The organism is Bordetella ansorpii (assembly GCF_900078315.1).
In the GTDB taxonomy this organism is placed as follows: Bacteria; Pseudomonadota; Gammaproteobacteria; order Burkholderiales; family Burkholderiaceae_B; genus Bordetella; species Bordetella ansorpii.
Window position 1 is genome coordinate 80788 of sequence record NZ_FKBS01000007.1, and the last position, 21474, is coordinate 102261.

A 21474-nucleotide genomic window follows, 5' to 3' on the forward strand; every position below is an offset into this window, starting at 1 on the left:
ATGAGCAATGAGGATCGCATCAAGGGATGGCGCAACCGCCGTCAGGATCGTAACTACACCGTAGGGGCAGGCGTCGATGCATGGCGCCTGGACCCCACGGCGCTGTTCGATCCGAACTCGACGCCCGACGTCCTGTTCAAGCCGCTGGTCGCGCGCCTGCAGGGTGAGCCGCACGATTCCGTGGCGGCCCGCCGGGCCGTGTACGAGGTCATCCATGCCGAGCTGGAGGCGGCGGTCGCCAGCCATGGCGCGGATGAGGGGGTGGCCGATTTCTCGCGCCGGCGCCTGCGTCTCATCATGCGGCTGCTGGAGAACGACATCCGCGCGGGCGTCGACGTCTACCAGCCCGGCTATATCCCGGCCAAGCTGGTGGAGGAAGACCAGCGGCTGAACGCCGCCCACCTGCGCCGCGTGGAGCGTCGCCGCGCCGAGGCCGCGCAGGAGGCGCGCCGCCACGCCTCGCGCAACGACATCGCGCTGGAAGTGGAGCTGCCGCCGGACGAGGCGCACGATCTCGCGATCCTGCGCGACCGCATGCGTTTCCTGCATGCGGGGCATCCCGAGCACCGCGCCGACGAGGGCAGCGGCGGGCTGCGCACGCTGTTTGCGCTGTTCATCTATCAGTTGCACGTGATGCACGGGGAGAGCCGGCTCGCGCTGGTGTGGGCGCTGGTCGGGCCCGTGGTGCTGCTGACGCTGATCTCGTCGCTGTACTTCATCATGGGCACGCACTTCATCCTGGGGATGGACGTGCCGACGTTTTCGCTGCTGGGCGCGACGACCTGGATCATGTTCCGCCAGATCATCTTCCGCAGCAGTACGGCATACGTGTCGGCGCGCGGCCTGCTGAACCTGCCGGGCGTGACGCCGCTGATGTGCGCGGGGGTGCAGGCGTTCCTGTACGGCTCGGTGTACCTGGTGGTGTTCGGCGTGCTGATCACCGCCGGCCATGCGCTGGGCCTGATCACGCTGCCCACGAACGTGGCGGGTTTCGTCCTGTTCGTCGCGTTGATGGCGGGCTGCGGCACGGCGATGGGCATCCTGGTCGGCGCGATCGCGACGAGTTGGCGGTTCTTCCTGCGGGTGACCCCGGTGATCGAGCGCTTCCTGCAGATATTCTCCAGCGTTTTCCTGGTGTCGGAGCAACTGCCGGAGCAATTGCGTCCCTGGGTGCTGTGGTCGCCGTTCGCGCACGGTATGCAGTTGCTGCGCTCGGCCTATTTCGAGAGCTATACCTCGCAGGACGCGAGCCTGAGCTACTTCCTGACGTCGCTGGTGTTCCTGGCGGTCGTTGGCCTGGCGGCGGAACGCCTTTCCCGCAGCAATGTCCAGCCGATGTGAGCGACAGCCATGATCCATCTCAATCGCGTGACCGACGAACCCTTCACTTTCGGCAGCCGCCAGCAGTTGCTGGCGGACGTGACGCTGGACATTCCCGTGGGCCGGTACGCGCTGCTGTCCCCCACGCCGGAGCTGCACAGGCAGGTCGTCGATGTGCTGTGCGGCCTGCGTCCGCCGCGCCAGGGGTTCGTGCAGCACGGCGGCGCCATCTCGTGGGCGATCGGGCGTCAGGGGTTCGTGCGCGGCAAGGCCAATGGCCTGAACATGATCCAGTTGGTCTGCGATCGTTACGAGCTCGATGCGCAGGCCACGACCGAGCTCGTGGCGGATCTCATCAGCGAGCCGCAAAGCCTGTCCAAGCCCATGGAGCACTGGCCGCTTTACGTGCGGCAGGAGTTCTCGTTCGCGCTGGCGCTGGCGCCCGCGTTCGACATCTATGTGATCGAAGGGGCCTTGCCTTTCGAGCCCTGCCGCTTCACCCGTCTGTGGCAGGCGCTGTTCGAGGAGCGCCTGGTTGGACGGACGCTTGTTTTTTCCAGTTACCGCCAGAACCAGCTGGCGGACTATTGCTACAGAGGCCTAATTTATGAGCGAAGCGCTCTCAGAATCGAAGAAGACCTCGACCGGTGCATCAGCCAGTTCCCGCCCCGACGGTCCAGGGCTGAATCCGGCGGCGCGGGCGAAGAGCAATTCGGAGGGGGCCTCGACGATGTCGGCTTCTGACAACGAGTCCGAGATCCATCGCCGCCGCCGCGAGCGCGAGGCCGCACTGCGCGCCCGCCGCCGCCGCCGGTGGATGAGCGCCTTCATCGTCGTGGCGCCCGTGGTGTGCGCGCTGGTGTATGCGATGAACATCGCCACGCCCCGGTACGAGGCGGAATCCCGCTTCTTCGTGCAGTCGGGGTCCAACCAGCAGGCCGGGGGCGTGGGGGCGGCCAGCCTGCTGACCACCGGTAATGGCGGCGGCATGCTGGGCGGCTTCGTGGACGGCTGGGCGGTCAAGGACTTCCTGATGTCGCGCGACAGCATGCGCCAGCTCGACCAGAAGGTGGGGCTGCGCCAGTATCTGGTCAATCCCGGCCTGGACCCCGCCAACCATCTTTCCACGGATGCCAGCGAGGATGCGCTGTACCGCGCCTACCAGTCCTCGGTGCAGGTGTCGTTCAATGCGCTGGAGCAGATCGACGTGCTGCGCGTCAGCGCGTTCTCGTCGGAAGACGCCGAGCTGCTGTCGAAAGCCTTGATAAATCTGGCGGAAGACTTCGTCAGCCGCCTGAACGAGAAGGGCGTGGCCGACAAGTTGAAGGTCAGCCAGGATTCGCTCACGCGCGCGGAGCGCAAGGCGATGGAGGCCCGCGATGCGCTGACGCAGTGGCGCACGACGCACGGCAACATCGATCCCACGGCCACCGTGTCGATGCTTCTGAACCTGTCGAGCACGCTCGAAAGCGAGCTCAACAGCGCGCAGATCAACTACGACAAGATCCGTGCCCTGGGCAATCCGAACCATCCCATGCTGCAGCCGGCGCGCTTGCAGATCACCGCATTGAAGAAGCGGCTGGCCGAGGTGCGGCAACGCCTGAGCGGGCAGGGCAACACGGAAGCGAAACTGCTGAAATCGTATGAGGCGCTGCGCAACGCGCAGGCCTTCGCGGATTCCAACCTGACCCTGGCCCAGCAGTCGTACCAGCAGGCCCTGGCGGATACGCTGCGGCTGCAGCGCTACCTGTCCATCATCGCGCAGCCGGTGCCCACCGACACCCCCAGCAGCCCGCGCATGATGATCCTGCTGCTGGAAGCGCTGGCCCTGGGGTTTGCGCTGCTGTTCGTGGTGCGCGTGGCCATGTCCATGCTGAAGGGGTTGCGCCATGGTTGACGCCGCCGTCGCTGCGCCCGATGCCGCGACCCGCCTGCGCGAGACCATCGACGGCATTCGTGGCGCGCAAGATCCCGCGCGCGCAATGTCGGCCTTGAGCGCCGATCTGGTGAAGGCCGCGGACGGCTGGCGCGAGGTGCGGCGGCGGCTGGTCACGCCCTTCGTCAAAGAGGGCAACCTGCCGCCCGCCATCGCCGCGCTGGAAGTGCTGGCGGCGGCCTATCCGGCGCATTCCGAAGACCATCGCATGCTCGCCAGTCTGTTCGGCCGCATGCAGCAATGGGATCGCGCCGTCCGGCACGCGGATGTCGCGGCGGCGAACGAGCCGGATGCGGTCGTCCTGCACGCCGCGCGTATCCAGTTGCGCCTGCAGGCCGGCCACGTGGCCGATGCCGCGGTCATCGCCAGGCAGACGTCCGGCCTGGCCGCCGGTGAACCGGGCGAGGCCGGCGTGTGGCTGATGGCGTTCCTGCGCAACGGAGACGGCGCCGAGGCCGCGCGCATCGCGGCCCTCCTGGATCCCCGGGCGCTGCCCAACGAGCGGGTGGCGGCCATGGCGGTGCGCGCGCTGTACGAAGACCATCAGCCGGAAGCGGCGATCCGCTTCGGCACCGCCGCGTTGGACGCGGGGCACGACAGCCCGGCGCTGCGGACCTCGCTGGGGCAGTCGTATCTGCGGCGCGGCACGGAGGACGACCGCAAGGTGCAGGCGCTGGCGCATTTCGAGCACGCGCTGAAGGTGTCGCCCTCGGACGTCAGGCTGCTGTCGCTGTACGGCGAAACACTGCTGCGCGCCGGGCGCTACCGGGACGCCGTGGCGCCGCTGGCGCGCACGGTCGAACTGGCGCCCGAGCTGGAGCATCCGCGCGGGTTGTACGCGCGGGCGCTGCGTTATTCGGCGCAGTTCGAGGCGGCCGCGGAGCAATCGTTGAAGCTGCTGGAGGGCGCACCCGAGAACGTGATGTGGCAGCGCTCCGCCATCGGCGCGCTGTCCCAGGCGGGCCGCACGACCGAGGCCGAAGCCCTGTACCGGCAGTACGTGGCGAACCGGGGAAAATCCTTGCCGGACACCTTCCAGGAAGCCGTGGCCCGGCTGGAGGCGCGTCTGGACAGCGCCCCGATCCCCAAGGCGCGCTTCGACTGGGCGTGGTCGATGCGTGGCGATCAGCACGCCGATCGCGCGCAGTGGGAACGTTCCGCCCGCTGGGGCCATCTGATGGATCATCTGTTGTTCGATTGGCTCGAGTGCCGAGATGAACAGGCCGAAGAGGCCATGCAGGTGCTGGGCGATCTGGAGATCGGCGAACGTTTCTTCGCGCCGTTGCTGGCGGCGGGCCGCGGCGTCGTGGTGGCCACGGCGCACGTCGGGCCGATGTATGCCTCGCTGATGGCCCTGGAGTTGCTGGGGATACCCTCGCGCTGGCTGGCGACGGCGCCCAGCATCGCCCAGAGCAGTTATTCCTCGGCGTTGATCTCCACCGCGGACCAGACCGAGGCGCAGGTCGCCAAGGCCTGCATGCGGGCCCTGGGTTCCGGCTTCGTGCTGGGCCTGGCCGTCGATGGCGCCGCGAATCCGGCCGCGCCGCGCGCGACGTTCGAAGGGCAGGAAGTGACGTATTCGAGTTTTGCGTCGCGCATGGCGCATCGCCTGGGCGTGCCTTCGGTCTTCTACGCGCCGCGTTGGGAGAACGGCCTGGTCACGTTCACGCTGGAAATGCTGCCGGCGGCGAAGCCCGGCGAAGACGTCGAAGCGTATGCGCTGCGATGGCAGCAGGCGTATTTCGAACGGCTGCGGGAGCATCTGGCCGGGCCCGCGGAAAACCTGCGATTGAGCGGCGGTATCTGGCGCCATGTGACGCCACCCGACCGGTCCGCACGGCAGTAAGGAGAGATGAGCGATGCACGCAACCAGAACCCGGCACGATAGGCGAAGCCCCGCATCCCCCGGCAGGCGGCTTGCCGTTGGACTGCTGGCGGCTGCGGCGCTGTATGGCGGTGCGGCGTCCGCGCGCCCGTCGTGCGCCATCCCGGATGCGCAATGTCCGATCGTGTCGTCGCTGCTGCAGCAGCGCGAGGGATACGGACAGAAGGCCACCGGCGGCCTGGGCGGCAGGTTCATCGAGGTCACGTCCGACAAGGATTCCGGGCCGGGCACCTTGCGCCAGGCCGTCCTGGACGCCAAGAAGGGGCCTGCCTGGATCCGCTTCGCCTCGGACATGCGCATCGTGCTGGATTCGCAGATCCGCGTGCCCTCGAACGTCACGATCGATGGGCGCGGCAAGCGCGTGACCCTGATCGACGACGGGCTGGGCGTGTACCGCGCCACCAACGTCATCCTGACGAACCTGTCCATCGACGGCCGGTTGACCCGCTTCACGCAGGCGGTGAACGTGGCCAACGACAGCCGGGACGTGTGGGTCAACCACATGGACCTGTCTCGGTTCTCGGACCGGCTGCTCAACGTGAAGAACGGCTCGACCGACGTGACGGTCTCGTGGAACAAGTTCCATGATTCCAACAAGGTCATGCTGCTGAACAACATCACGTCGAAGGACATGTTCAAGAACCGCGACCGCGACCGGATTGCGCGGGTCACGCTGCATCACAACTACTTCCTGAACACGGTGCAGCGCAATCCCCGGGCGCAGTTCGGCACCTTCCATTTGTTCAACAATCTGCTGGAAAACTGGGACTTCTATGGCATGAGCTTCAGCCTGGAGGCGCGCGCGCTGGTCGAAGGCAACATCTATAGCAACGTCGCCAAGCGCGAGTGCGTGGAGCCCGAGAAGACGCCGACGGTGGAAGGGGTCTACGTGAACTACTGCCGATACATTCCGGATGCGCCCGCGCGCAGTGCCCTGGGTAACGGCGAGTCGGACCGCCGCAACTACGAGAAGACCAAGGCCAAGTACGGCTACGAGAACGAGCACAAGGCCTTCCTGCGGGTGAAGGACAACCTGTTCCTGGGCGATGCGAAGCCGGTGCTGCAGGATTATCGCCCCGAAGAAGCGCCGAGTCCTCCCTACTGCTACCGCTACGAGAAGCCGACCGCCGGCGTGGCGGAGAAGATCCGCAAGTACGCCGGGAATACGCCGGGCGATGCGCCGGCCATCGAGGCGCGCAGCGGACAGGGGTGTTCCTGACGAGGACGGCAGGGCGGACCTCCCCTGCCTGAGCGATCCTTCACCGGACGAAGGGCTTCAGGCCCCTGGTCTTTCTTCCTGCGGCGATGGCGATGTCCGCAGGATGGCAACTATTACAACCCCGCGCGCCCATCGTTCGCGCTGCCCCTTCCTCACAGGGAGACTTTTACGCACGCCCCGGCGCGGCCGGGCGCACGGGGCCCGGTCCTGCCGCGAGGGCAGGACCGAACTCGAGCACGCGCGCGGGTTCCGCGCCCCATCGGCCTGGTGCCCGGCAGAGGGGCTTACCAAGGGGCCAGGGACATGACGATGGCCACGATGAGAACGATGGCCAGCAGGGTCAGGATTTGTTGTTTGCGCATGGACAGCCTTTTCTGAGGGTTGAGACGGGTGTGTCCGGCATGGCGGTATGGGCACGGTGCTTGCTTACTGGCCCGACTTGGCTGCCGTGTCCCGCGAGGCGCCGCGGCGGCCAGAACCATGAGACGACTTTCCGGCGAAGCAAGCGGCGTGCCCGCGCCGCCGCATCGGCCATGCCCGCCAGGTATGCGCGCGCTGACCAACCGGAATGCCGTCCGCCACGCACCCATCCCTCAAGGAGCCTCTTTATGGCAACCCGAAAGCGCCAACCCGCAAAAGGATCGCAGCAAGCCGCCGTCGATACCGCCTACCTCAATTCGGACAGCGGGCCGGCCATGCCGCCTTCGCCGCAGGCCACCCATCCCGCGCTGAAGAAGACGCGCGAGGTGGGCGAGATGGTCGACGCGCTGCCCGCCAATGAAAACAAGGCCGCCGAGTACGGCGCCGGGTCGGGCTGTCCGTTCACGGGCAAGACCGTGGCGCCCAAGGACCCGGCGGCGGTGGGCAGCACGTTGTCGGAGAAGAATGTGTCGGACAAGACAGGCGGCGCCGCCGAGCCCGGCGTGAATGCCGCCAGCGGCGAGTTGCCGCGCGTGCGCGCCGACAGCGAAGGCCAGGCCATGACGACCAACCAGGGCGTGCCGATGGGCGACAACCAGGCGTCGCTGAAGGCCGGCCTGCGCGGTCCCGCGCTGCTGAAGGATTTCATCCTGCGCGAGAAGATCACGCATTTCGACCACGAGCGCATCCCCGAGCGCATCGTGCATGCGCGCGGCTCGGCCGCCCACGGTTATTTCGAGTGCTACAAGCCGTTGACGGACCTGACCTGCGCCGCGCCCTTCGCCGAGGCGGGCAAGCGCACGCCGGTGTTCGTGCGCTTCTCGACGGTGGCGGGCGAGCGCGGCTCGAAGGACACGGCCCGCGATGTGCGCGGCTTCGCGGTGAAGTTCTACTCGGACCAGGGCAACTGGGACCTGGTGGGCAACAATATTCCCGTGTTCTTCATCCAGGACGCGATGAAGTTCCCGGACCTGGTGCATGCGGTCAAGCCCGAGCCGCACCACGGCATGCCGCAGGCCGCGTCGGCGCACGACACGTTCTGGGACTTCATCTCGCTGATGCCGGAGTCGGTCCACATGATTATGTGGGTCATGTCCGATCGCGGCATTCCGCGCAGCTACCGCATGATGCAGGGCTTCGGCGTGCATACCTTCCGCTTCGTCACGGCCGACGGCAAGTCCAGCTTCGTGAAGTTCCACTGGAATCCCAAGCTGGGCACGCATTCGCACGTGTGGGAAGAGGCCGTGAAGATCTCGGGCGCCGATCCCGACTACCATCGCCGCGACCTGTGGGAGGCCATCGAGGCGGGCGAGTATCCCGAGTGGGAGCTGTGCGTGCAGGTGTTCGACGAGGCCCAGGCCGAGACATTCAGCTTCGATGTCCTGGATCCGACCAAGATCATCCCCGAGGAACTGGTGCCGCTGATGCCCGTGGGCCGGCTGGTGCTGGACCGCAACCCGGACAACTTCTTCGCCGAGACCGAGCAGGTGGCGTTCTGCGCCGCGCACGTGATTCCGGGTATCGACTTCACCAACGATCCGCTGCTGGCGGGGCGCATCCATTCCTACGTCGATACGCAGATCTCACGGCTTGGCGGTCCGAATTTCCACGAGCTGCCGATCAACGCGCCGGTGGCGCCGGTGCACAACAACCAGCGCGACGGCATGCACCGCCAGGCCATTCATCGCGGACGGGTGGCGTACGAGCCCAATTCGCTGGCGGGCGGTTGCCCCTTCCAGGCGGGCACGGCGGGTTTCGTGCCGTTCCCGGAACCCGTCGAAGGCAACGAACTGCGTGGCAAGCCGGAGAAGTTCGCCGAGCACTACAACCAGGCCACGATGTTCTACGAGAGCCAGGCGCCGCATGAGCAGCAGCACATCATCGATGCCATCTCGTTCGAACTGAGCAAGGTGACCGTGCCGGGCATCCGCCGCCGCATGGTGTCGATGCTGCGCAATGTGTCGGACGAGCTGGCGCATGGCGTGGCCGGCAACCTGGGCATGGCCGAGCTGCCCGAGCCCATGCCGCGCGCCACCGGGCAGGCGTTCAAGCCCGAAGTGACGCGCTCCGAGTTCCTGTCGCTGCTGGCGCGTCCGGGCGAAGGCGGCATCCGCACGCGCAAGATCGCCATCCTGGTGGCCGAGGGCGTGGATGCGCAGGCGGTGCGGCAGACCGCACAGGCCCTGATCGACGAAGGGGCGGTGGTGCGGCTGGTGGGCCAGCGCATCGGCCTGCTGCCGGGCGGTGGGAAGGAGGCGCTGGACGTGGATGCGTCGTTCAAGAACAGTCCGTCGGCCCTGTTCGATGCGGCGGTGATCCCCGATGGCGAAAGCGCGGTCGACACGCTGTGCGGCGATGGCCTGGCGCTGGAGTTCGTGCGCGACCAGTATCGCCACGGCAAGCCCATGCTGGCCCTGGGCGAGGGTTTGCGCCTGCTGGAACAGGCGGGCATTCCGCCGGACGAGCCCGATGACGGACTGGTGATCGCCGAAGACGCCGGGCAGGACGGCATCGAGGCCTTCGTGAAGGCGATCGAACAGCACCGACATCCCATCCGCGAGAGCGATCCGCCCGTGGTGTAAGGCATTTCGGGCCAAGCCAGCAAGAGGACCGGCGCCAATCGAGGCGCCCGTCCTCTTTTTTCGCCCTGCGGAAACAGAAAAATTCCTGTTCGGTAATTTCTCTTGACTGATGGCCGTATGCGATGCTCTTATATTCCCGATCGGTAATTCTTTGCGCGACTAAGGCGGGTATATGGACAAAAAAAACCCGACCGGTAAAACGGTCTTCGAACCCGCTATCGTGCGGGATGTGGGCGATATCGGCCGCATCATCCAGGCCACGCGCAAGTCGCAGCAAATGACACAGCGTGATATCGCAGGACTCGCCGGGCTGGGTAACCGCTTCGTCGTCGAGTTGGAACAGGGCAAGCCCTCCATTCAAGCGCAGAAGATGCTTGAAGTGCTGGGATTGCTGGGATTGGAAGTGGTGATCCGTGAAAAGGGACGTTGATGGAGCCGGCTCGGGTTGATCGCCAGATGGACGCAGACAAAGATGCGGAACGGCTGGCCGTGTTTTGGGATGAACGGCGGGTAGGCACCCTGTTTCATACCGATCCGCTGTCGTTTGCCTACGATCCTGCCTGGTTGACGAGCGCCGGCGCATCCGTGTTGCACCAGGCGTTGCCCCTGCAAGCGGGCATCCAGGATGCGCCCGGCGTCTATGTCTTCTTCGAGAACCTCTTGCCTGAAGGAGATCAGCGCCGGCTGGCCAGCATGCGGTACAAGGTCTCTTCGGTGTTCGGCTTGTTGAGGGTGGCGGGAGGTGATACCGCGGGGGCTGTCGTACTGTTGCCCGAAGGTACGCTGCCATCGGCGCCGGTCTATCAGCGGCTGACGTGGGAAGAGGTCGACGCCCTGTTGCACGCCGATGCCAGAAACGTAAAGCTGCGTGAACGCATCCAGGCGGATGCCCAGCGTTTTCCTGCTCCCCGTGTCTCCATTTCGGGCGCTCAACTGAAAATGCTGTTATCCCTGGACGAGCAGGGAAAACCCATGCGTCCGATGGGCTCGACGCCATCAACGCACATCCTGAAGCCGGATATCGTCAGATCGGATATCAATGTCTTTGCTTCCGCAGCCAACGAAACGCTGGTCATGATGGCTGCACGATTGTGCGATCTGCCAGTCGCAGCCGTGGCCTATCAATCTGTCGTGAAAGCGTGCCTGGTGGAACGAAACGATCGCACCTTACGCGCCGACGGCACGCTCGAACGTCATTGGCAGGCCGATTTCTGCCAGATGCTGGGCATGCCTTCCGATGTGAAGTACGAAGCGGACGGAGGGCCTTCATTCGCGGACTGTTTCGCGCTCGTCAAGCGTGAGTCCGTTCGACCCGGTGTCGATCAGCGCCTGCTGCTGCGTTGGCTGTTCTTCAATCTGTACGTGGGCAACAACGATTCGCACGCCAAGAACCTCTCGATGCTCGCTACGCCCGGCGGTCTTCGGCTGGCGCCGTTCTACGACCTGATGAGCACGCGCGTGTACCCAGGGCTGGGAGAGGCATTCGCCTTTGCCATCGATGGACAGACGCAGCCAGGGCAGATCGGCGCATCGCATCTGCAGTCGCTGGCCGGTACGCTGGGAATCACGCCCAGATACCTCATGACGATTGCGCGTGACATGGCGGTTCGCGTTGAAACCGCCATTCCCGCCGCGGCGCAGGCCCTTGCCGATCAGCTATCGCATTCCGAAATGGCGCTGGTTGACCGGTTGGTGAAGAAGGTCAGCCGCCTCGTGCGGCAGATGCGCAAGCGTTTGGCGCCCCGCGGCTGAGCCGCCGGCACGGACGCCTCACGCGCCTGCCGCCGCGCGCGGCCCCCGCGGTCCGCTGGGCCCCGAGAACCGCTGCGACGCGAAGATCTGCACGATGCCCGCCGTCATGCCCAGCGCCGCCGCCACCTGCCAGGCCAGCGTGTAGTCGTGCATGACCTGGTAGACCAGTCCGCCGCCCATCGCGCCCAGGAAGCTGCCCAACTGGTGGCTGCAGAATGCCACGCCGGCCAGCATGGCCTGCCAGCGCAGGCCGAAGGTCTCGGCGATCCAGCCCGACACCAGCGGCACCACGCCCAGCCACAGAAAACCCATGATGCCCGCGAACACCAGCGTGGACGAGGGCGTGGGCAGGGTGTGGAAATACCAGACGATGGTGATCGAGCGCATCACGTAGATGCCGCCCAGCAGCGTCTGCTTGTTCCAGCGGCCGCCGGCCCAACCGAAGAACAGGCTGCCCAGGGCGTTGAAGGCGCCGATCACGGCCAGGGCCTGCGCCGACAGCATGGGGTCCATGCCGCACAGATCGAGGTAGGTGGCCAGGTGGGTCTGCAGGAAGATCAGCTGCATGCCGCATACGAAGTACGCCGTGGCCATGATGACGAAGGGCATGTTGCGCGCCGCCTGGCGCAGCACGTCGCGCGCGGTCGCTTCCTTGCCATCGGGCATGGCGGGGGCGGGCGGGCGCGGCAGTGCGTCGACGCGGCCCGCCAGCCAGGCCGCCGGCAGCATCGCCAGGGCCAGGATGATGAAGGTGAGGCCGCCCATGCGCCAGCCGGCGTCCTGCGCGACGTACTGGCCCAGCGGCGCGGCCAGCATCGCGCCCAGCGACCCGCACGATGACACCAGGCCCAGCACCAGGCTGCGCAGCGCCGGCGGCACGGGGCGCACCGACGCGGCCATGGCCACCGCGCTGCCCGTGCAGGCCATCGCGATGCCCACCGCGAAGCCCGCGCCCAGGATCACGCCCAGCAGCCCCTGGGCCGTGGTGAACAGCGCCATGCCGATCAGGTACAGCACGGAACCCGCCATCATCATCGGCCGGAAGCCGATGCGCGTGACCAGCGCGCCCGCAAAGGGCTGCATGATGCCCCACGTGAGGTTCTGGATGGAGATGGCGATGGTGAAGTCGCTGACGGAAATGCCCAGGTCGCGGGTCAGCGGAGGGATGAAGATGCCCAGGCTCTGGCGCAATCCCATCGACAGGCTGAGCATGAGGGATGCGCCCACCAGGATGGGCAGGGCAGGCCGCAGCGCGGCCCACTTCGATGAGGCGGATGACATCGGGACGACGACGTAGGTTGCGAGGCCGGCGCGACCGAAGGCGTCGGGCAGGCGTGTAGTGTGGGCACCGAGGCGCGATACTGTCAATCCCGGAATATGGGTTTGCCATCCAAGAATATGAAGGGGCCCTTTCGCACATTCACAGGCCGGGGGAATCCTAGCTGGCTGCGGTGGCTGGGCAGGCATGGACGCGCTCGGTACAATGCCATGATTTCCCATTATTTAGGATGCTTTCATGGACAAGACGCTGCTGAAGGGCCTGACCGTCCTCGAGGCCGTGACGGATGTCGAGCATCCCACGCGCACCATCGACGAGCTGGCCGCGCGCGTCGGGCTTACCCGCAGCAACACGCACCGCACGCTGCAGACCCTGATGCACGCCGGCTACATCGTGCGCGACGACGAGGGGCTGTATCGCGGCGGCGTGCGCCTGTTCGAACTGGCGGCGCGCCAGTTGGGCCACCTGGACCTGCGGCGCGTGGCCGCGCCCAGCATGCGCAAGCTTGCCGAGCAGACGGGCGAGACGGTGCACCTGTCGGTACTGGACGGCATCGAGGTGGTCTACATCGACAAGATCGACAGCCCGCAGCCGATCCGCGCGTACTCGATGATCGGCGGGCGCGCGCCGGCCTACGCGGTGGCCACCGGCAAGGTGCTGCTGGCCTATCAGTCCGATGGCTACATCGACAAGTACGCGGCCGAGCTGCCGCGCTATACGTCGGCCACGTTGACGTCCATGCCGGTGCTGAAGGACGAGCTGCGCAAGATCGTGCGGGTGGGCTATGCGATGAACCGCGGCGAATGGCGTGACGGCGTGGGCGGCATCGCCGTGGCCATCTTCAATGCGCTGGACGATGTGGTCGGCGCCGTGGGCATTTCAGGTCCGCTGGACCGCCTGTCGCTGGCCCGCGTGAAAGAGGCCGGGCAGCAGGTCAAGGCCTGTGCACGCGAGATCTCTTCGGCGCTGGGGCACCAGGAACCGGCGTGAAGCCAGAGTGCTATCGAGAAGGGGCATCGATGATGCCCCTTCGTGTTTTCAGGCAGAGGCCGCCGCCGGCGCGGCTGTCTCGGCCACCCAGCGCGCCACGGCCTTGCGGTCGACCTTGCCCACGGTGTTCTCGGGCAGTCCGGGGCTGAGGTACACCGCCTGCGGCACATAGATGCGGCCCAGCCGCGCGCGCACCGTGTCTTGCAGGGCCTGGGCATCGGGCGCCCGGCCGTCCTGGCGCGGCACGATCACCGCCACCGGCACTTCGCCCAGGTCCGTGTCCGCCAGGCCCACCACGCAGCAGGCCGCCACGCCGGGTGCCTGGCACAGCACATCCTCGATCAGCTTGGGCGACAGGTTCTCGCCGCCGCGGATGATCACTTCCTTGATGCGTCCCGTGATGCTGAGATAGCCGTCGGCATCGAAGCGGCCCAGGTCGCCGGTGCGCAACCAGCCATCGCGCACAGGGTCGTCGCCGTCATGGCCCAGGTAACCCAGCATCAGCGCGTCGCCGCCGATGCAGATCTCGCCTTCGGCGTCGGCCGGCACGGGTTGGCCCTGCGCATCCAGCAAGGCGATGCGCTGGCCTTCCAGCACCGTGCCCACCGTGCCGATGCGGCGGGCGCCGGGCGGGTTCATGGTCGAGGTGCAGGTCGCCTCCGACAGGCCGTAAGACACCACCAGCTGGCATCCCAGGAAGGCCTCGATGTCGCGGTGCAATGCCGTCGTGATGGGCGCCGAGCCGCAGCGCGCCATGCGCAGGCCCGCCAATATGCCCGGCGGGAAGTCCTGTTGCAGCATGCGCGCATACATAGTGGGCACGCCGGTGACCAGCGTGGGCGCGAAGCGCGTCATCAGTGCGGGCATTTCGTCGGCACGGAATCGGCCGGCCAGCGCCACGGTGGCCCCGCAGGCCAAGGGCGCGAACACCTGGTTGTTGATGGCGTTGGTATGGTGCAGCGGCATGATGTGCAGCAGCCGGTCGTGCGGCCCCAGGCCGGTATGGGCGATGATGCCCTGGCTGTTGAGCCACACGCCTCGGTGCGATTGCAGCACGCCCTTGGGCTTGCCGGTGCTGCCCGAGGTGAACAGCAGCAGGGCCGGGCTGTCGGGGGCGGGGTCGGGCGCCCAGTACGGTTCGGCGCCCTCCAGTGAACCATAGGCCAGCCTTTGCGAAGCGGGCAGGCCGCTGTCGTCCGCCAGCGCCTGGTTGTCCGCGTCGTACACCAGCCAGCGCAGGCCCACGGCTTGCACGCGGCGGCGCGTTTCGTCTCCGGCCAGGCGCGGCTCCAGCGGGCAGGGGCAGGCGCCCGCCACGAGGGTGGCCAGCAGCGCCAGCACCTGTTCAGGGCCGCGTTCGATGGCAAGCGCCACGTAGTCGCCGGGTTGCACGCCGGCGCGGCGCAGGCCGCCCGCCAAGGCCCGCACGGCGCGGTCCAGTTGCGGGTACGTCCAGGTGGCGTCCTGCGTGATCAGGGCGGGCTGCTCGCGCAGCGCCGGGTCTTGCCAGGCCGTGCGCCAGGCCTGCGGCAAGGATGGCATGTCGCTCATCGGAGGATCTCCTAGCGCAGCACGACGGCGGCGTCGCGTTCGAAGGCGCCGTCCGGATCCAGCCTGGCCAGCGCCGCGCGCTCCGCTGCGGTGGGCAGGGGCGTGGGTTGCGCGCCTTCGGCGTCGAAGGCGAAGCCGGTGCGTTCGCGCACTTCTTCCAGGCTCGCGTCGGGATGCCAGGACTGCAGCGCCAGCCGGCCTTCGCGCTTGATGAAGATGGCGATGGGCGTGACCACGCCGTGGAAGCCGCCCCACGAGGTGCGGAAATCCAGTTTCTCGACGAAGGTGCGGCGCGAATGTTCGGTGCGCCAGGTGCAGGCGCGCTTCGCGGTGGGCAGCATCACGGCGCCGCCGCCGCCGCCCGGCAGGCGCACCTTGGGCTTGTTCCAGTCGCCGATGCACGAGTTGTTGGCCGAGCCTTCGCCGTCGATCTGCGCGGCGCCCAGGAAGGTGAGGTCCATGCGGCCGCGCGTGCACAGGTCGTAGAAGTCTTCGTTGGAGAAGATCGAGGCCGTGTGCCGGGCCAGTTGCGGATCGGAACTGGAGATGGGGATATGCGCCGGGCGCGGGTCGACGCCGCCCGCCACGTTGATGTAGATGAAATCGTAGTCGTAGGCTTGCTTGGCCAGCAGGCAGGCCAGCATCGGCGGCGTGGAGTTCACGCCGCTGAAGGTGATCTCGTCGGGGCGGATGAAGCGTGCCAGGCCCATGACGACGTGGGCGAACGGCGAGAAGGTCTCAGACATGCGCGGCTTCCTTCGTTTCCGGGGCCTCGGCCATGTGGGCGTCGAGCGAGCGGGCGGTATCCATGTAGCGTTCCACCGCCGGATAGTCGATGTCGTAGAACGGGGTGCACGAACCGGGCCAGGCGCTGCCGGGCAGCACCGTGAAGGCCTGGACCATGAAGTAGGGCAGCAGGGTGGCCTCGGGCTGGGCCTCGAACACTTCGGTCTCGACCAGGCGTTCGGCCACCACCAGCACGCTGCCGGCCGCGCGCGACATGATGCGGTCCCAGTGCGAGGTGCCGAAGACGCGGGCGTTGCCCAGGCGGTCGACCTCGGAGACCTGCAGCACGGCGAAGTCGGGGCGGATGGCCGGCACCAGATACGTGCTGTCGCCGCTGCCGTACGGATCCTCCATCAAGGTCCAGTTGTTCAGGCCCGGCAGGTCGCTGCCGTGCAGGCCGCCGCAGGGCAGGAAGGGCACGCCGAAGGCGGCGGCGCGCAGGCCCGCCGTGAGCGTGGCGCAGGCATGTTCCTCCAGCGCCATCTCTTGTTTCTCGACGGCCTTGCGGTACCACGGGGCCAGGCCGAAGTTGCCTTCCATGGCGACGATGCCGGCGCGCGCGCGGCGCACGGCGCCCGCGCGGCACAGGATGTCGATGTCGTAGCCCGGCGATTGCTTGATGATTTCCAGGTCGCGGCGGCCCTGGCGGATCAGTTCGCGCACGAAGGCGAAGGGGCCGCGATGCAGGAAGCTGCCGCCCAGCGCCACCGAGGCGCCGTCGGTGATGTGCCGGGCCAGGTCGGCCAGTGCGACCTGTTTGTCCGGTCGATTGAAGCCTGATGTCATGTCTGTCTCCACGGGCGGCGCATAGGGCCGCCTTTATCTACGCTATTTAGGCATTCAGATAGGCCTGGATGCGTTGCTTGAGGCCCGGCGCGGCGGCCGAGCGGACCAGGCTGGCCAGGTCGGCGTCCGCCGTCTGCGGACCCAGCACCTGGTACAGCTGGCGGCGCGTGTCGGGGCTGAGTTCGCGCGCGCTGGCCCGGGCCTGGTCCTGGCGGGCGGGCCAGTCTTGCGGCGCGGCCAGTTCGGTGACGAAGCCCATGTCCCGCGCGGCTTCGGCGCCGAAGGTGCGCGTGTGCGTGAGCACGTCGCGCGCGGCCTGCGTGCCGACCATGGCGGCGAAGCGCCGCGTGCCCAGCACCAGGCCGAACTTCAGGCCGGGCATGCGGAACGTGGCGTCGGGCGCGCTTATGCGCAGCATGCAGGCGCCGAACAGGTCCACGCCCGCGCCGAAGTTCTTGCCGTGCGCCAGCGCCAGGGTCAGGGCGGGGGACCCGGCCACTTTCTGCAGCAGGGTTTCCAGGCGCACGAAGCGCAGCAGCAGGTCGCCCTCGCTTTGCTCGGCATAGCCGCCGAAGTCGAAACCCGCGCTGAAGTTGCGGCCCTCGCCCTTGAAGACGATGAGATCGCTGCCGCGCGCATGGGCGGCGTCGACCGCCGAGATCAAGCCCTCGACCAGTTCCGCCGACAGGGCGTTCATCTTGTCGGGACGGTTGAGCGTGATGACGGTGGTGTGCTCGTCGACGGCAATGTCCACCAAGGCGCTCATGCCGACTCCTTGGCGCGCGGTGCGCCAGCCAGCGCCCCCAGGATTTCGTCGTTGTGCTCGCCCAGCGCGGGCGGACGCAGGCGGATGGGCGTGGTGGCGCCGTCGATGCGCACGGGGGCGCCGAAGCTGCGGGTGCGCACGCCGTTGGGCAGGTCGATGTCCTGCACCCATTCCATGTGCTCGACCTGCGGGTCTTTCAGCACGTCGGAATAGTTGTTGATGGGCGCGCACGGCACGCCGCGGGCGCGGAAGCGTTCGAGCCAGGTGGCCGCGTCTTCCTGCACGAAATGCGTTTCGAGCAGTTCGCGCAGCGCGTCCTGGTTGCGTGCGCGCAGGCCCGTGTTGGCGTAGTTCGCGTCCTCGTACAGTTCGGGACGCCCCACCACGTCGCACACCGATTTCCACAGCGCATTGTTGCCGGCCGCCATGCCGAAGTAGCCGTCACGGCAACGGAACGCCTGGTACGGCGCGTTGCGTGGATGGGCCGAGCCCAGTTTGACGGGATCCTTGCCGCTGCCGAAGTACTCGGAGGTCTGCAGGGCGGCGATGCCCAGCGTGACGCCCAGCATGGGCACGTCCAGGTGCGTGCCCTGGCCGGTGGCGGCCGCCACGCGCAGCGCCGCGCTGATCGAATAGGCCGCGTACAGGCCCGCGGTGAAGTCGGCGACGGGCACGCCGCACTTGACCGGTGCGCCGCCCTGTTCGCCGGTGACGCTCATGATGCCGCTCATGGCCTGGATGGTGAGGTCGAAGCCGCCTTCCTGGGCGCGCGGGCCGCTTTGGCCGTAGGCCGAAATGGAGCAATACACCAGGCGCGGATTGCGCGCGGCCAGTTGTTCGTAGCCCAGGCCCAGGCGCGTCATGACGCCGGGGCGGTTGTTCTCCAGCAGCACGTCGGCGCTGTCGATGAGCTGCCGCGCACGCTCGGCGTCGGCGGGGTCTTTCAGGTTCAGGGCGACCGAGCGCTTGTTGCGGTTGAGCGAAGCGAAGTTCTCGCTGTAGCCGTCGGACAGGGGCGGCCACGCGCGCAGCGTGTCGCCGCCCTCGGGGTGTTCGACCTTGATGACGTCGGCGCCCATGTCCGCCAGCAGCATGCCGCAGAACGGGCCCGCCGCCACGTTGCATATCTCGATGACCCGCAGGCCGGCCAGTGCCTCGCTGTGTTTCATATCGTCTCGACTGGAGTGATGGGGCTTCCTGATTCTTGTGAGAAAGGTCTCAAGAAGCCCGAATAGGGACAAACATCGCTTGACCAGAATATCACCGTATGGAATTCTTGTTAAGCCAAATATGGGATGGCAGTCCTAATTTCTAGGACTTATAAGCAAATAGCCGCACACCTGCAGCGGCACCACGGAGACAACCCAAAATGCGCAAGTCCTTCCTGTCGATCGCCGCGGCCATCCTGGCCGCGGCGTCGTTGAACGTCCAGGCCGCCAGTTGGCCCGACAAGCCCATCCGCATGATCGTGCCGTACCCGCCAGGGGGAGCCACCGACGTGGCCGCTCGCCTGTATGCCCAGCAGATGGGCGACTACCTGAAACAGCCCGTCGTGGTCGAGAACAAGGCCGGCGCCGGCGGAGAGGTGGGGGCCGAGGCCGTGGCGCGCGCCGAAGCCGATGGCTACACCGTGCTGATGGGGGCGCTGGGCAGCCTGGCGATCAACGCCTCGTTGCTGGAGAAGCAGAACTACAGCTTCGCCAAGGATTTCAAGGGTGTCTCCGTGGCCATCACCATGCCGGTGGCCCTGGCCGTCAGCACCAAGATCCCGGCCAAGACCGTGCCCGAACTGATCGCGCTGGCGAAGCAGCGTCCGGGCAAACTCACCATCGGGTCGGCCGGCACCGGCAGTTCGCAGCACATGGCGGGCGAACTGTTCAAGCAGATGACGGGCACCGACATCCTGCACGTGCCGTATCGCGGCAGCGGTCCGGCGGTGACGGACCTGCTGGGCGGCCAGATCGACATGGTGATCGAGACCCTGCCCGCGCTGCTGCCTCATGTGGCCGGCGGCAAGATCCGCATTCTGGCCGTGAGTTCGGCGCAGCGCGCGCCGACGCTGCCCGACGTGCCGACCTTCGCCGAGCAGGGCCTGCCCGGCTACAAGGTGGCCACCACCTATGCGCTGCTGGCGCCGACCGGCTCGCCCGCCGCCGCCATCGACAAGATGTCGGCGGCCATGCAGAAGGCCGGCGCATCGGAACAGGTGAAAGAGGGCGCCGCCAAGCTGGGCGCCACCGCCACGCCGACCACGCCCGCGCAGACCGACAAGGTCGTCGCCACCGAGATCGAAACCTGGGGCGACGTGGTGCGGCGCTCGGCCAAGCGCTGAAACCGCCCTTTGCCCAGCCCATCGGGGAGTGTCAGCATGCAGCATGATCCCAGCCGCCTGGCGATCGTCGGCGGCGGTTCGGTCGCCGTGTCCTTTCTCTATCAATTCCTGGCGGCATGGCCCGAGGGCCGTGCGCTGGAGGTGGCGATCTTCGAGCCACGCCAAGAGGTCGGTCCGGGCAGTGCCTATCAGGCGGACCTGGCCAGCAACCTGTTGAACATTCCGGTCAATCGCATGTCGGCGGTGGCGACCGAGCCCGACAGCTTCATGGATTGGCTGCGGGCCCGCGACCCTGCCTGGCTGCAGGCGCATGGGGTGCAGGCCATCGAGCCCTCGGCGTTCCTGCCCAGGCCGGTGTTCGGCAGCTATCTGCGCGATCTTTATGGCCAGGCATTGGCCTGCGCGCAGCGCAAGGGCGTGGCCGTGCGGCGTGTGGCCCAGGCCGCGGTGGGCGTGTGGCCGCTGGCCTCGGGGCAGGCGGCCGTGCTGGGCGCGGGCGGCGAGCGCGTGGTGGCCTCGCGGGTGGTGCTGTGCAATGGCAATCTGCCATCGGTGGCGTTTCCCGACCTGGCGCCGCTGCCAGGCTACTTCAACAGTCCATATCCGGTGGCGGACCTGTGCGGCCGCATCGGGCGCGACGATACGGTGTGCATCGTCGGCACCAGCCTGAGCGCCATCGATGCCATCGCGGCGTTGCGGGCACAGGGGCATCGCGGCCAGGTGCACTGCGTGTCGCGCAACGGCCGCTTGCCGGCGGTGCGCAGCCCGCACAACACCAAGGTGTCGCTGCCGGCCCTGCCCGAGCCGGAGCCGGACGGCCGCGTCACGCTGGACGGACTGCTCGACAGCTTGCGCCGCGCCTTGCGGGCCGCGGGCGGCGCTGAGGATCACGAGGACATCCTGGGCCTGGCCGGCCCGGCGGGGGCGGCGCTGGACGCGGAGATCGCGCGCTCGCAGGCGGGGCCGCGGCCCTGGCAATCCGTGGCCGCCGCCACCAACGACCGCATCGAGCATATCTGGCACGCCCTGGACGATGCCGAGCGCCGCCGCTTTCATCGCGACTGGCGCACGCTGTGGATGGCGCGCCGCGCCACTTTCCCGATGCGCAACGCCCTGACCTTGCAGCAATCGCTGCATGAAGGACGGTTGCACGTACATGGCGGCTTCCGTTCGGCACGGTATGACGCGGCCAGCGGCGCCTTCATGGTGGAATCCGGCGAGGGCCAGGTCCTGTCCGCGCCCTGGCTGGTCAATGCCACCAGCTTCTCGATGGACGTCGAGGCATCCGCCGACCCGCTGGTGCGCCAGCTGTGTGGCCAGGGCCAGGCGCGCGCGCATGCGCTGGGCGGCTTCGACCTGGATTTCGCCACGGGCTGCCTGCTGGATCGCGATGGCCGGCGCGTGCCGCAGGTGTCGGTGCTGGGCAGCCTGGCCGCTGGCACTTATTTCTGGACGACGTCGATGGAGGTGAATGCGCGCCTGGCGCAGGGGCAGGCGGTGCGGTTGGCCAGCGAATGCGCCCTGGATGCCGTGCCGGCATCCGTGCTGCCCAATAGCGGCTTTCTCGCTTCATAGATGTAAGAAACAACCGTTTTCATCGTCTTGCGGCCCGATTTTTCAATTGCATGAATCCTCTCTGGCAGCCGGCGCGGAACGGGTGTTAGTGAACGCTCCCTTTTTTCCGCCTGGCGCGTAACACCCCCACACACCTTGTCGGCTTCGCTGCCCTCCTTCGCAGAAGGGCGCTGCTACCTTGTTTCCGTACAAACAAGCAAATGCCTGCGTGCGCGGCATCCAGAAGAGTGTGCACTTGCAGGCCTTTCGATGTCGAAAGGCCTGGCGGAAACTTTTGTCCTGACCACACCAGGAC

17 protein-coding genes are annotated in these 21474 nt (G+C 67.3%); 11 read left to right on the plus strand and 6 right to left on the minus strand.

The window, feature by feature from the left end:
• The 8 genes from A7W11_RS02820 (at position 1) to A7W11_RS02855 (ending at position 11114) form a co-directional block, all read left to right on the plus strand.
• Positions 1-1341 carry an ABC transporter permease gene (locus A7W11_RS02820; RefSeq protein WP_066407597.1) on the plus strand — a complete coding sequence of 447 codons (1341 nt, stop codon included), beginning with the start codon at positions 1-3 and terminating at the stop codon, positions 1339-1341.
• A gap of 9 nt (positions 1342-1350) precedes the next feature.
• The gene (locus A7W11_RS02825; protein WP_066407599.1) at positions 1351-2064 is read left to right on the plus strand and encodes a P-loop NTPase family protein; all 714 of its coding nucleotides are present in this window, start codon (positions 1351-1353) and stop codon (positions 2062-2064) included.
• Positions 2051-3217 (plus strand): sugar ABC transporter, encoded by a 1167-nt coding sequence (locus tag A7W11_RS02830; protein WP_235816786.1) that lies wholly within the window; start codon positions 2051-2053, stop codon positions 3215-3217. The genes A7W11_RS02825 and A7W11_RS02830 overlap by 14 nt, the downstream gene beginning before the upstream one ends.
• Positions 3210-5102, plus strand: a complete 1893-nt coding sequence (locus tag A7W11_RS02835; RefSeq protein ID WP_066407601.1) for a tetratricopeptide repeat protein — start codon at positions 3210-3212, stop codon at positions 5100-5102. Before A7W11_RS02830 ends, A7W11_RS02835 begins: the two co-directional genes overlap by 8 nt.
• Positions 5103-5115: 13 nt before the next feature.
• Positions 5116-6360, plus strand: a complete 1245-nt coding sequence (locus A7W11_RS02840; protein ID WP_082887049.1) for a pectate lyase family protein — start codon at positions 5116-5118, stop codon at positions 6358-6360.
• A 608-nt stretch (positions 6361-6968) separates the two neighbouring features.
• Positions 6969-9362, plus strand: coding sequence for a catalase (locus A7W11_RS02845; RefSeq protein WP_066407610.1), 2394 nt, complete (start codon positions 6969-6971; stop codon positions 9360-9362).
• A 172-nt stretch (positions 9363-9534) separates the two neighbouring features.
• Entirely contained in the window at positions 9535-9792 is a 258-nt protein-coding gene (locus tag A7W11_RS02850) for a helix-turn-helix domain-containing protein (RefSeq protein WP_066407616.1), read from the plus strand.
• A 26-nt stretch (positions 9793-9818) separates the two neighbouring features.
• Positions 9819-11114, plus strand: a complete 1296-nt coding sequence (locus tag A7W11_RS02855; RefSeq protein ID WP_066407625.1) for a type II toxin-antitoxin system HipA family toxin — start codon at positions 9819-9821, stop codon at positions 11112-11114.
• Positions 11115-11132: 18 nt separating this feature from the next.
• On the opposite strand, the gene A7W11_RS02860 is transcribed toward A7W11_RS02855, so the two are convergent.
• Complete coding sequence (locus A7W11_RS02860) at positions 11133-12395, minus strand: MFS transporter (RefSeq protein WP_066407627.1); 1263 nt, start codon at positions 12393-12395, stop codon at positions 11133-11135.
• A gap of 235 nt (positions 12396-12630) precedes the next feature.
• Between A7W11_RS02860 and A7W11_RS02865 the strand changes: the two genes are divergently transcribed.
• Positions 12631-13383, plus strand: coding sequence for an IclR family transcriptional regulator (locus A7W11_RS02865; RefSeq protein WP_066407628.1), 753 nt, complete (start codon positions 12631-12633; stop codon positions 13381-13383).
• Positions 13384-13431: 48 nt separating this feature from the next.
• Here A7W11_RS02865 and A7W11_RS02870 read toward each other — a convergent pair whose 3' ends face one another.
• Genes A7W11_RS02870 through A7W11_RS02890 form a run of 5 tightly spaced genes read right to left on the minus strand, consistent with a single transcriptional unit; the run spans position 13432 to position 18441 of the window.
• Positions 13432-14934, minus strand: a complete 1503-nt coding sequence (locus A7W11_RS02870) for a class I adenylate-forming enzyme family protein (protein ID WP_066407630.1) — start codon at positions 14932-14934, stop codon at positions 13432-13434.
• An 11-nt stretch (positions 14935-14945) separates the two neighbouring features.
• The gene (locus tag A7W11_RS02875) at positions 14946-15680 is read right to left on the minus strand and encodes a CoA-transferase subunit beta (RefSeq protein WP_066407631.1); all 735 of its coding nucleotides are present in this window, start codon (positions 15678-15680) and stop codon (positions 14946-14948) included.
• On the minus strand, positions 15673-16506 hold the full coding sequence (locus tag A7W11_RS02880) for a CoA transferase subunit A (protein WP_066407633.1): 834 nt from the start codon (positions 16504-16506) through the stop codon (positions 15673-15675). Before A7W11_RS02880 ends, A7W11_RS02875 begins: the two co-directional genes overlap by 8 nt.
• A 46-nt stretch (positions 16507-16552) precedes the next feature.
• Positions 16553-17272 (minus strand): enoyl-CoA hydratase/isomerase family protein, encoded by a 720-nt coding sequence (locus A7W11_RS02885; protein WP_066407639.1) that lies wholly within the window; start codon positions 17270-17272, stop codon positions 16553-16555.
• The gene (locus tag A7W11_RS02890; protein WP_066407649.1) at positions 17269-18441 is read right to left on the minus strand and encodes a CaiB/BaiF CoA transferase family protein; all 1173 of its coding nucleotides are present in this window, start codon (positions 18439-18441) and stop codon (positions 17269-17271) included. Before A7W11_RS02890 ends, A7W11_RS02885 begins: the two co-directional genes overlap by 4 nt.
• Positions 18442-18641: 200 nt before the next feature.
• Between A7W11_RS02890 and A7W11_RS02895 the strand changes: the two genes are divergently transcribed.
• A complete protein-coding gene (locus tag A7W11_RS02895) occupies positions 18642-19604 on the plus strand; it encodes a Bug family tripartite tricarboxylate transporter substrate binding protein (protein ID WP_066407652.1) in 963 nt (320 codons plus the stop codon).
• A gap of 36 nt (positions 19605-19640) precedes the next feature.
• Positions 19641-21179, plus strand: coding sequence for an FAD/NAD(P)-binding protein (locus A7W11_RS02900; protein ID WP_066407655.1), 1539 nt, complete (start codon positions 19641-19643; stop codon positions 21177-21179).
• Positions 21180-21474 lie beyond the last annotated feature (295 nt).

Excerpts from the sequence above, each read along its gene's own strand:
- A7W11_RS02850 (WP_066407616.1), top strand. The coding sequence starts at position 9,535 with ATGGACAAAAAAAACCCGACCGGTAAAACGGTCTTCGAACCCGCTATC.
- A7W11_RS02845 (WP_066407610.1), top strand. The coding sequence starts at position 6,969 with ATGGCAACCCGAAAGCGCCAACCCGCAAAAGGATCGCAGCAAGCCGCC.
- A7W11_RS02870 (WP_066407630.1), bottom strand. The coding sequence starts at position 14,934 with ATGAGCGACATGCCATCCTTGCCGCAGGCCTGGCGCACGGCCTGGCAA.
- A7W11_RS02890 (WP_066407649.1), bottom strand. The coding sequence starts at position 18,441 with ATGAAACACAGCGAGGCACTGGCCGGCCTGCGGGTCATCGAGATATGC.
- A7W11_RS02860 (WP_066407627.1), bottom strand. The coding sequence starts at position 12,395 with ATGTCATCCGCCTCATCGAAGTGGGCCGCGCTGCGGCCTGCCCTGCCC.
- A7W11_RS02865 (WP_066407628.1), top strand. The coding sequence starts at position 12,631 with ATGGACAAGACGCTGCTGAAGGGCCTGACCGTCCTCGAGGCCGTGACG.
- A7W11_RS02855 (WP_066407625.1), top strand. The coding sequence starts at position 9,819 with ATGGACGCAGACAAAGATGCGGAACGGCTGGCCGTGTTTTGGGATGAA.
- A7W11_RS02825 (WP_066407599.1), top strand. The coding sequence starts at position 1,351 with ATGATCCATCTCAATCGCGTGACCGACGAACCCTTCACTTTCGGCAGC.
- A7W11_RS02895 (WP_066407652.1), top strand. The coding sequence starts at position 18,642 with ATGCGCAAGTCCTTCCTGTCGATCGCCGCGGCCATCCTGGCCGCGGCG.
- A7W11_RS02885 (WP_066407639.1), bottom strand. The coding sequence starts at position 17,272 with ATGAGCGCCTTGGTGGACATTGCCGTCGACGAGCACACCACCGTCATC.
- A7W11_RS02880 (WP_066407633.1), bottom strand. The coding sequence starts at position 16,506 with ATGACATCAGGCTTCAATCGACCGGACAAACAGGTCGCACTGGCCGAC.
- A7W11_RS02840 (WP_082887049.1), top strand. The coding sequence starts at position 5,116 with ATGCACGCAACCAGAACCCGGCACGATAGGCGAAGCCCCGCATCCCCC.
- A7W11_RS02830 (WP_235816786.1), top strand. The coding sequence starts at position 2,051 with ATGTCGGCTTCTGACAACGAGTCCGAGATCCATCGCCGCCGCCGCGAG.
- A7W11_RS02900 (WP_066407655.1), top strand. The coding sequence starts at position 19,641 with ATGCAGCATGATCCCAGCCGCCTGGCGATCGTCGGCGGCGGTTCGGTC.
- A7W11_RS02820 (WP_066407597.1), top strand. The coding sequence starts at position 1 with ATGAGCAATGAGGATCGCATCAAGGGATGGCGCAACCGCCGTCAGGAT.
- A7W11_RS02835 (WP_066407601.1), top strand. The coding sequence starts at position 3,210 with ATGGTTGACGCCGCCGTCGCTGCGCCCGATGCCGCGACCCGCCTGCGC.
- A7W11_RS02875 (WP_066407631.1), bottom strand. The coding sequence starts at position 15,680 with ATGTCTGAGACCTTCTCGCCGTTCGCCCACGTCGTCATGGGCCTGGCA.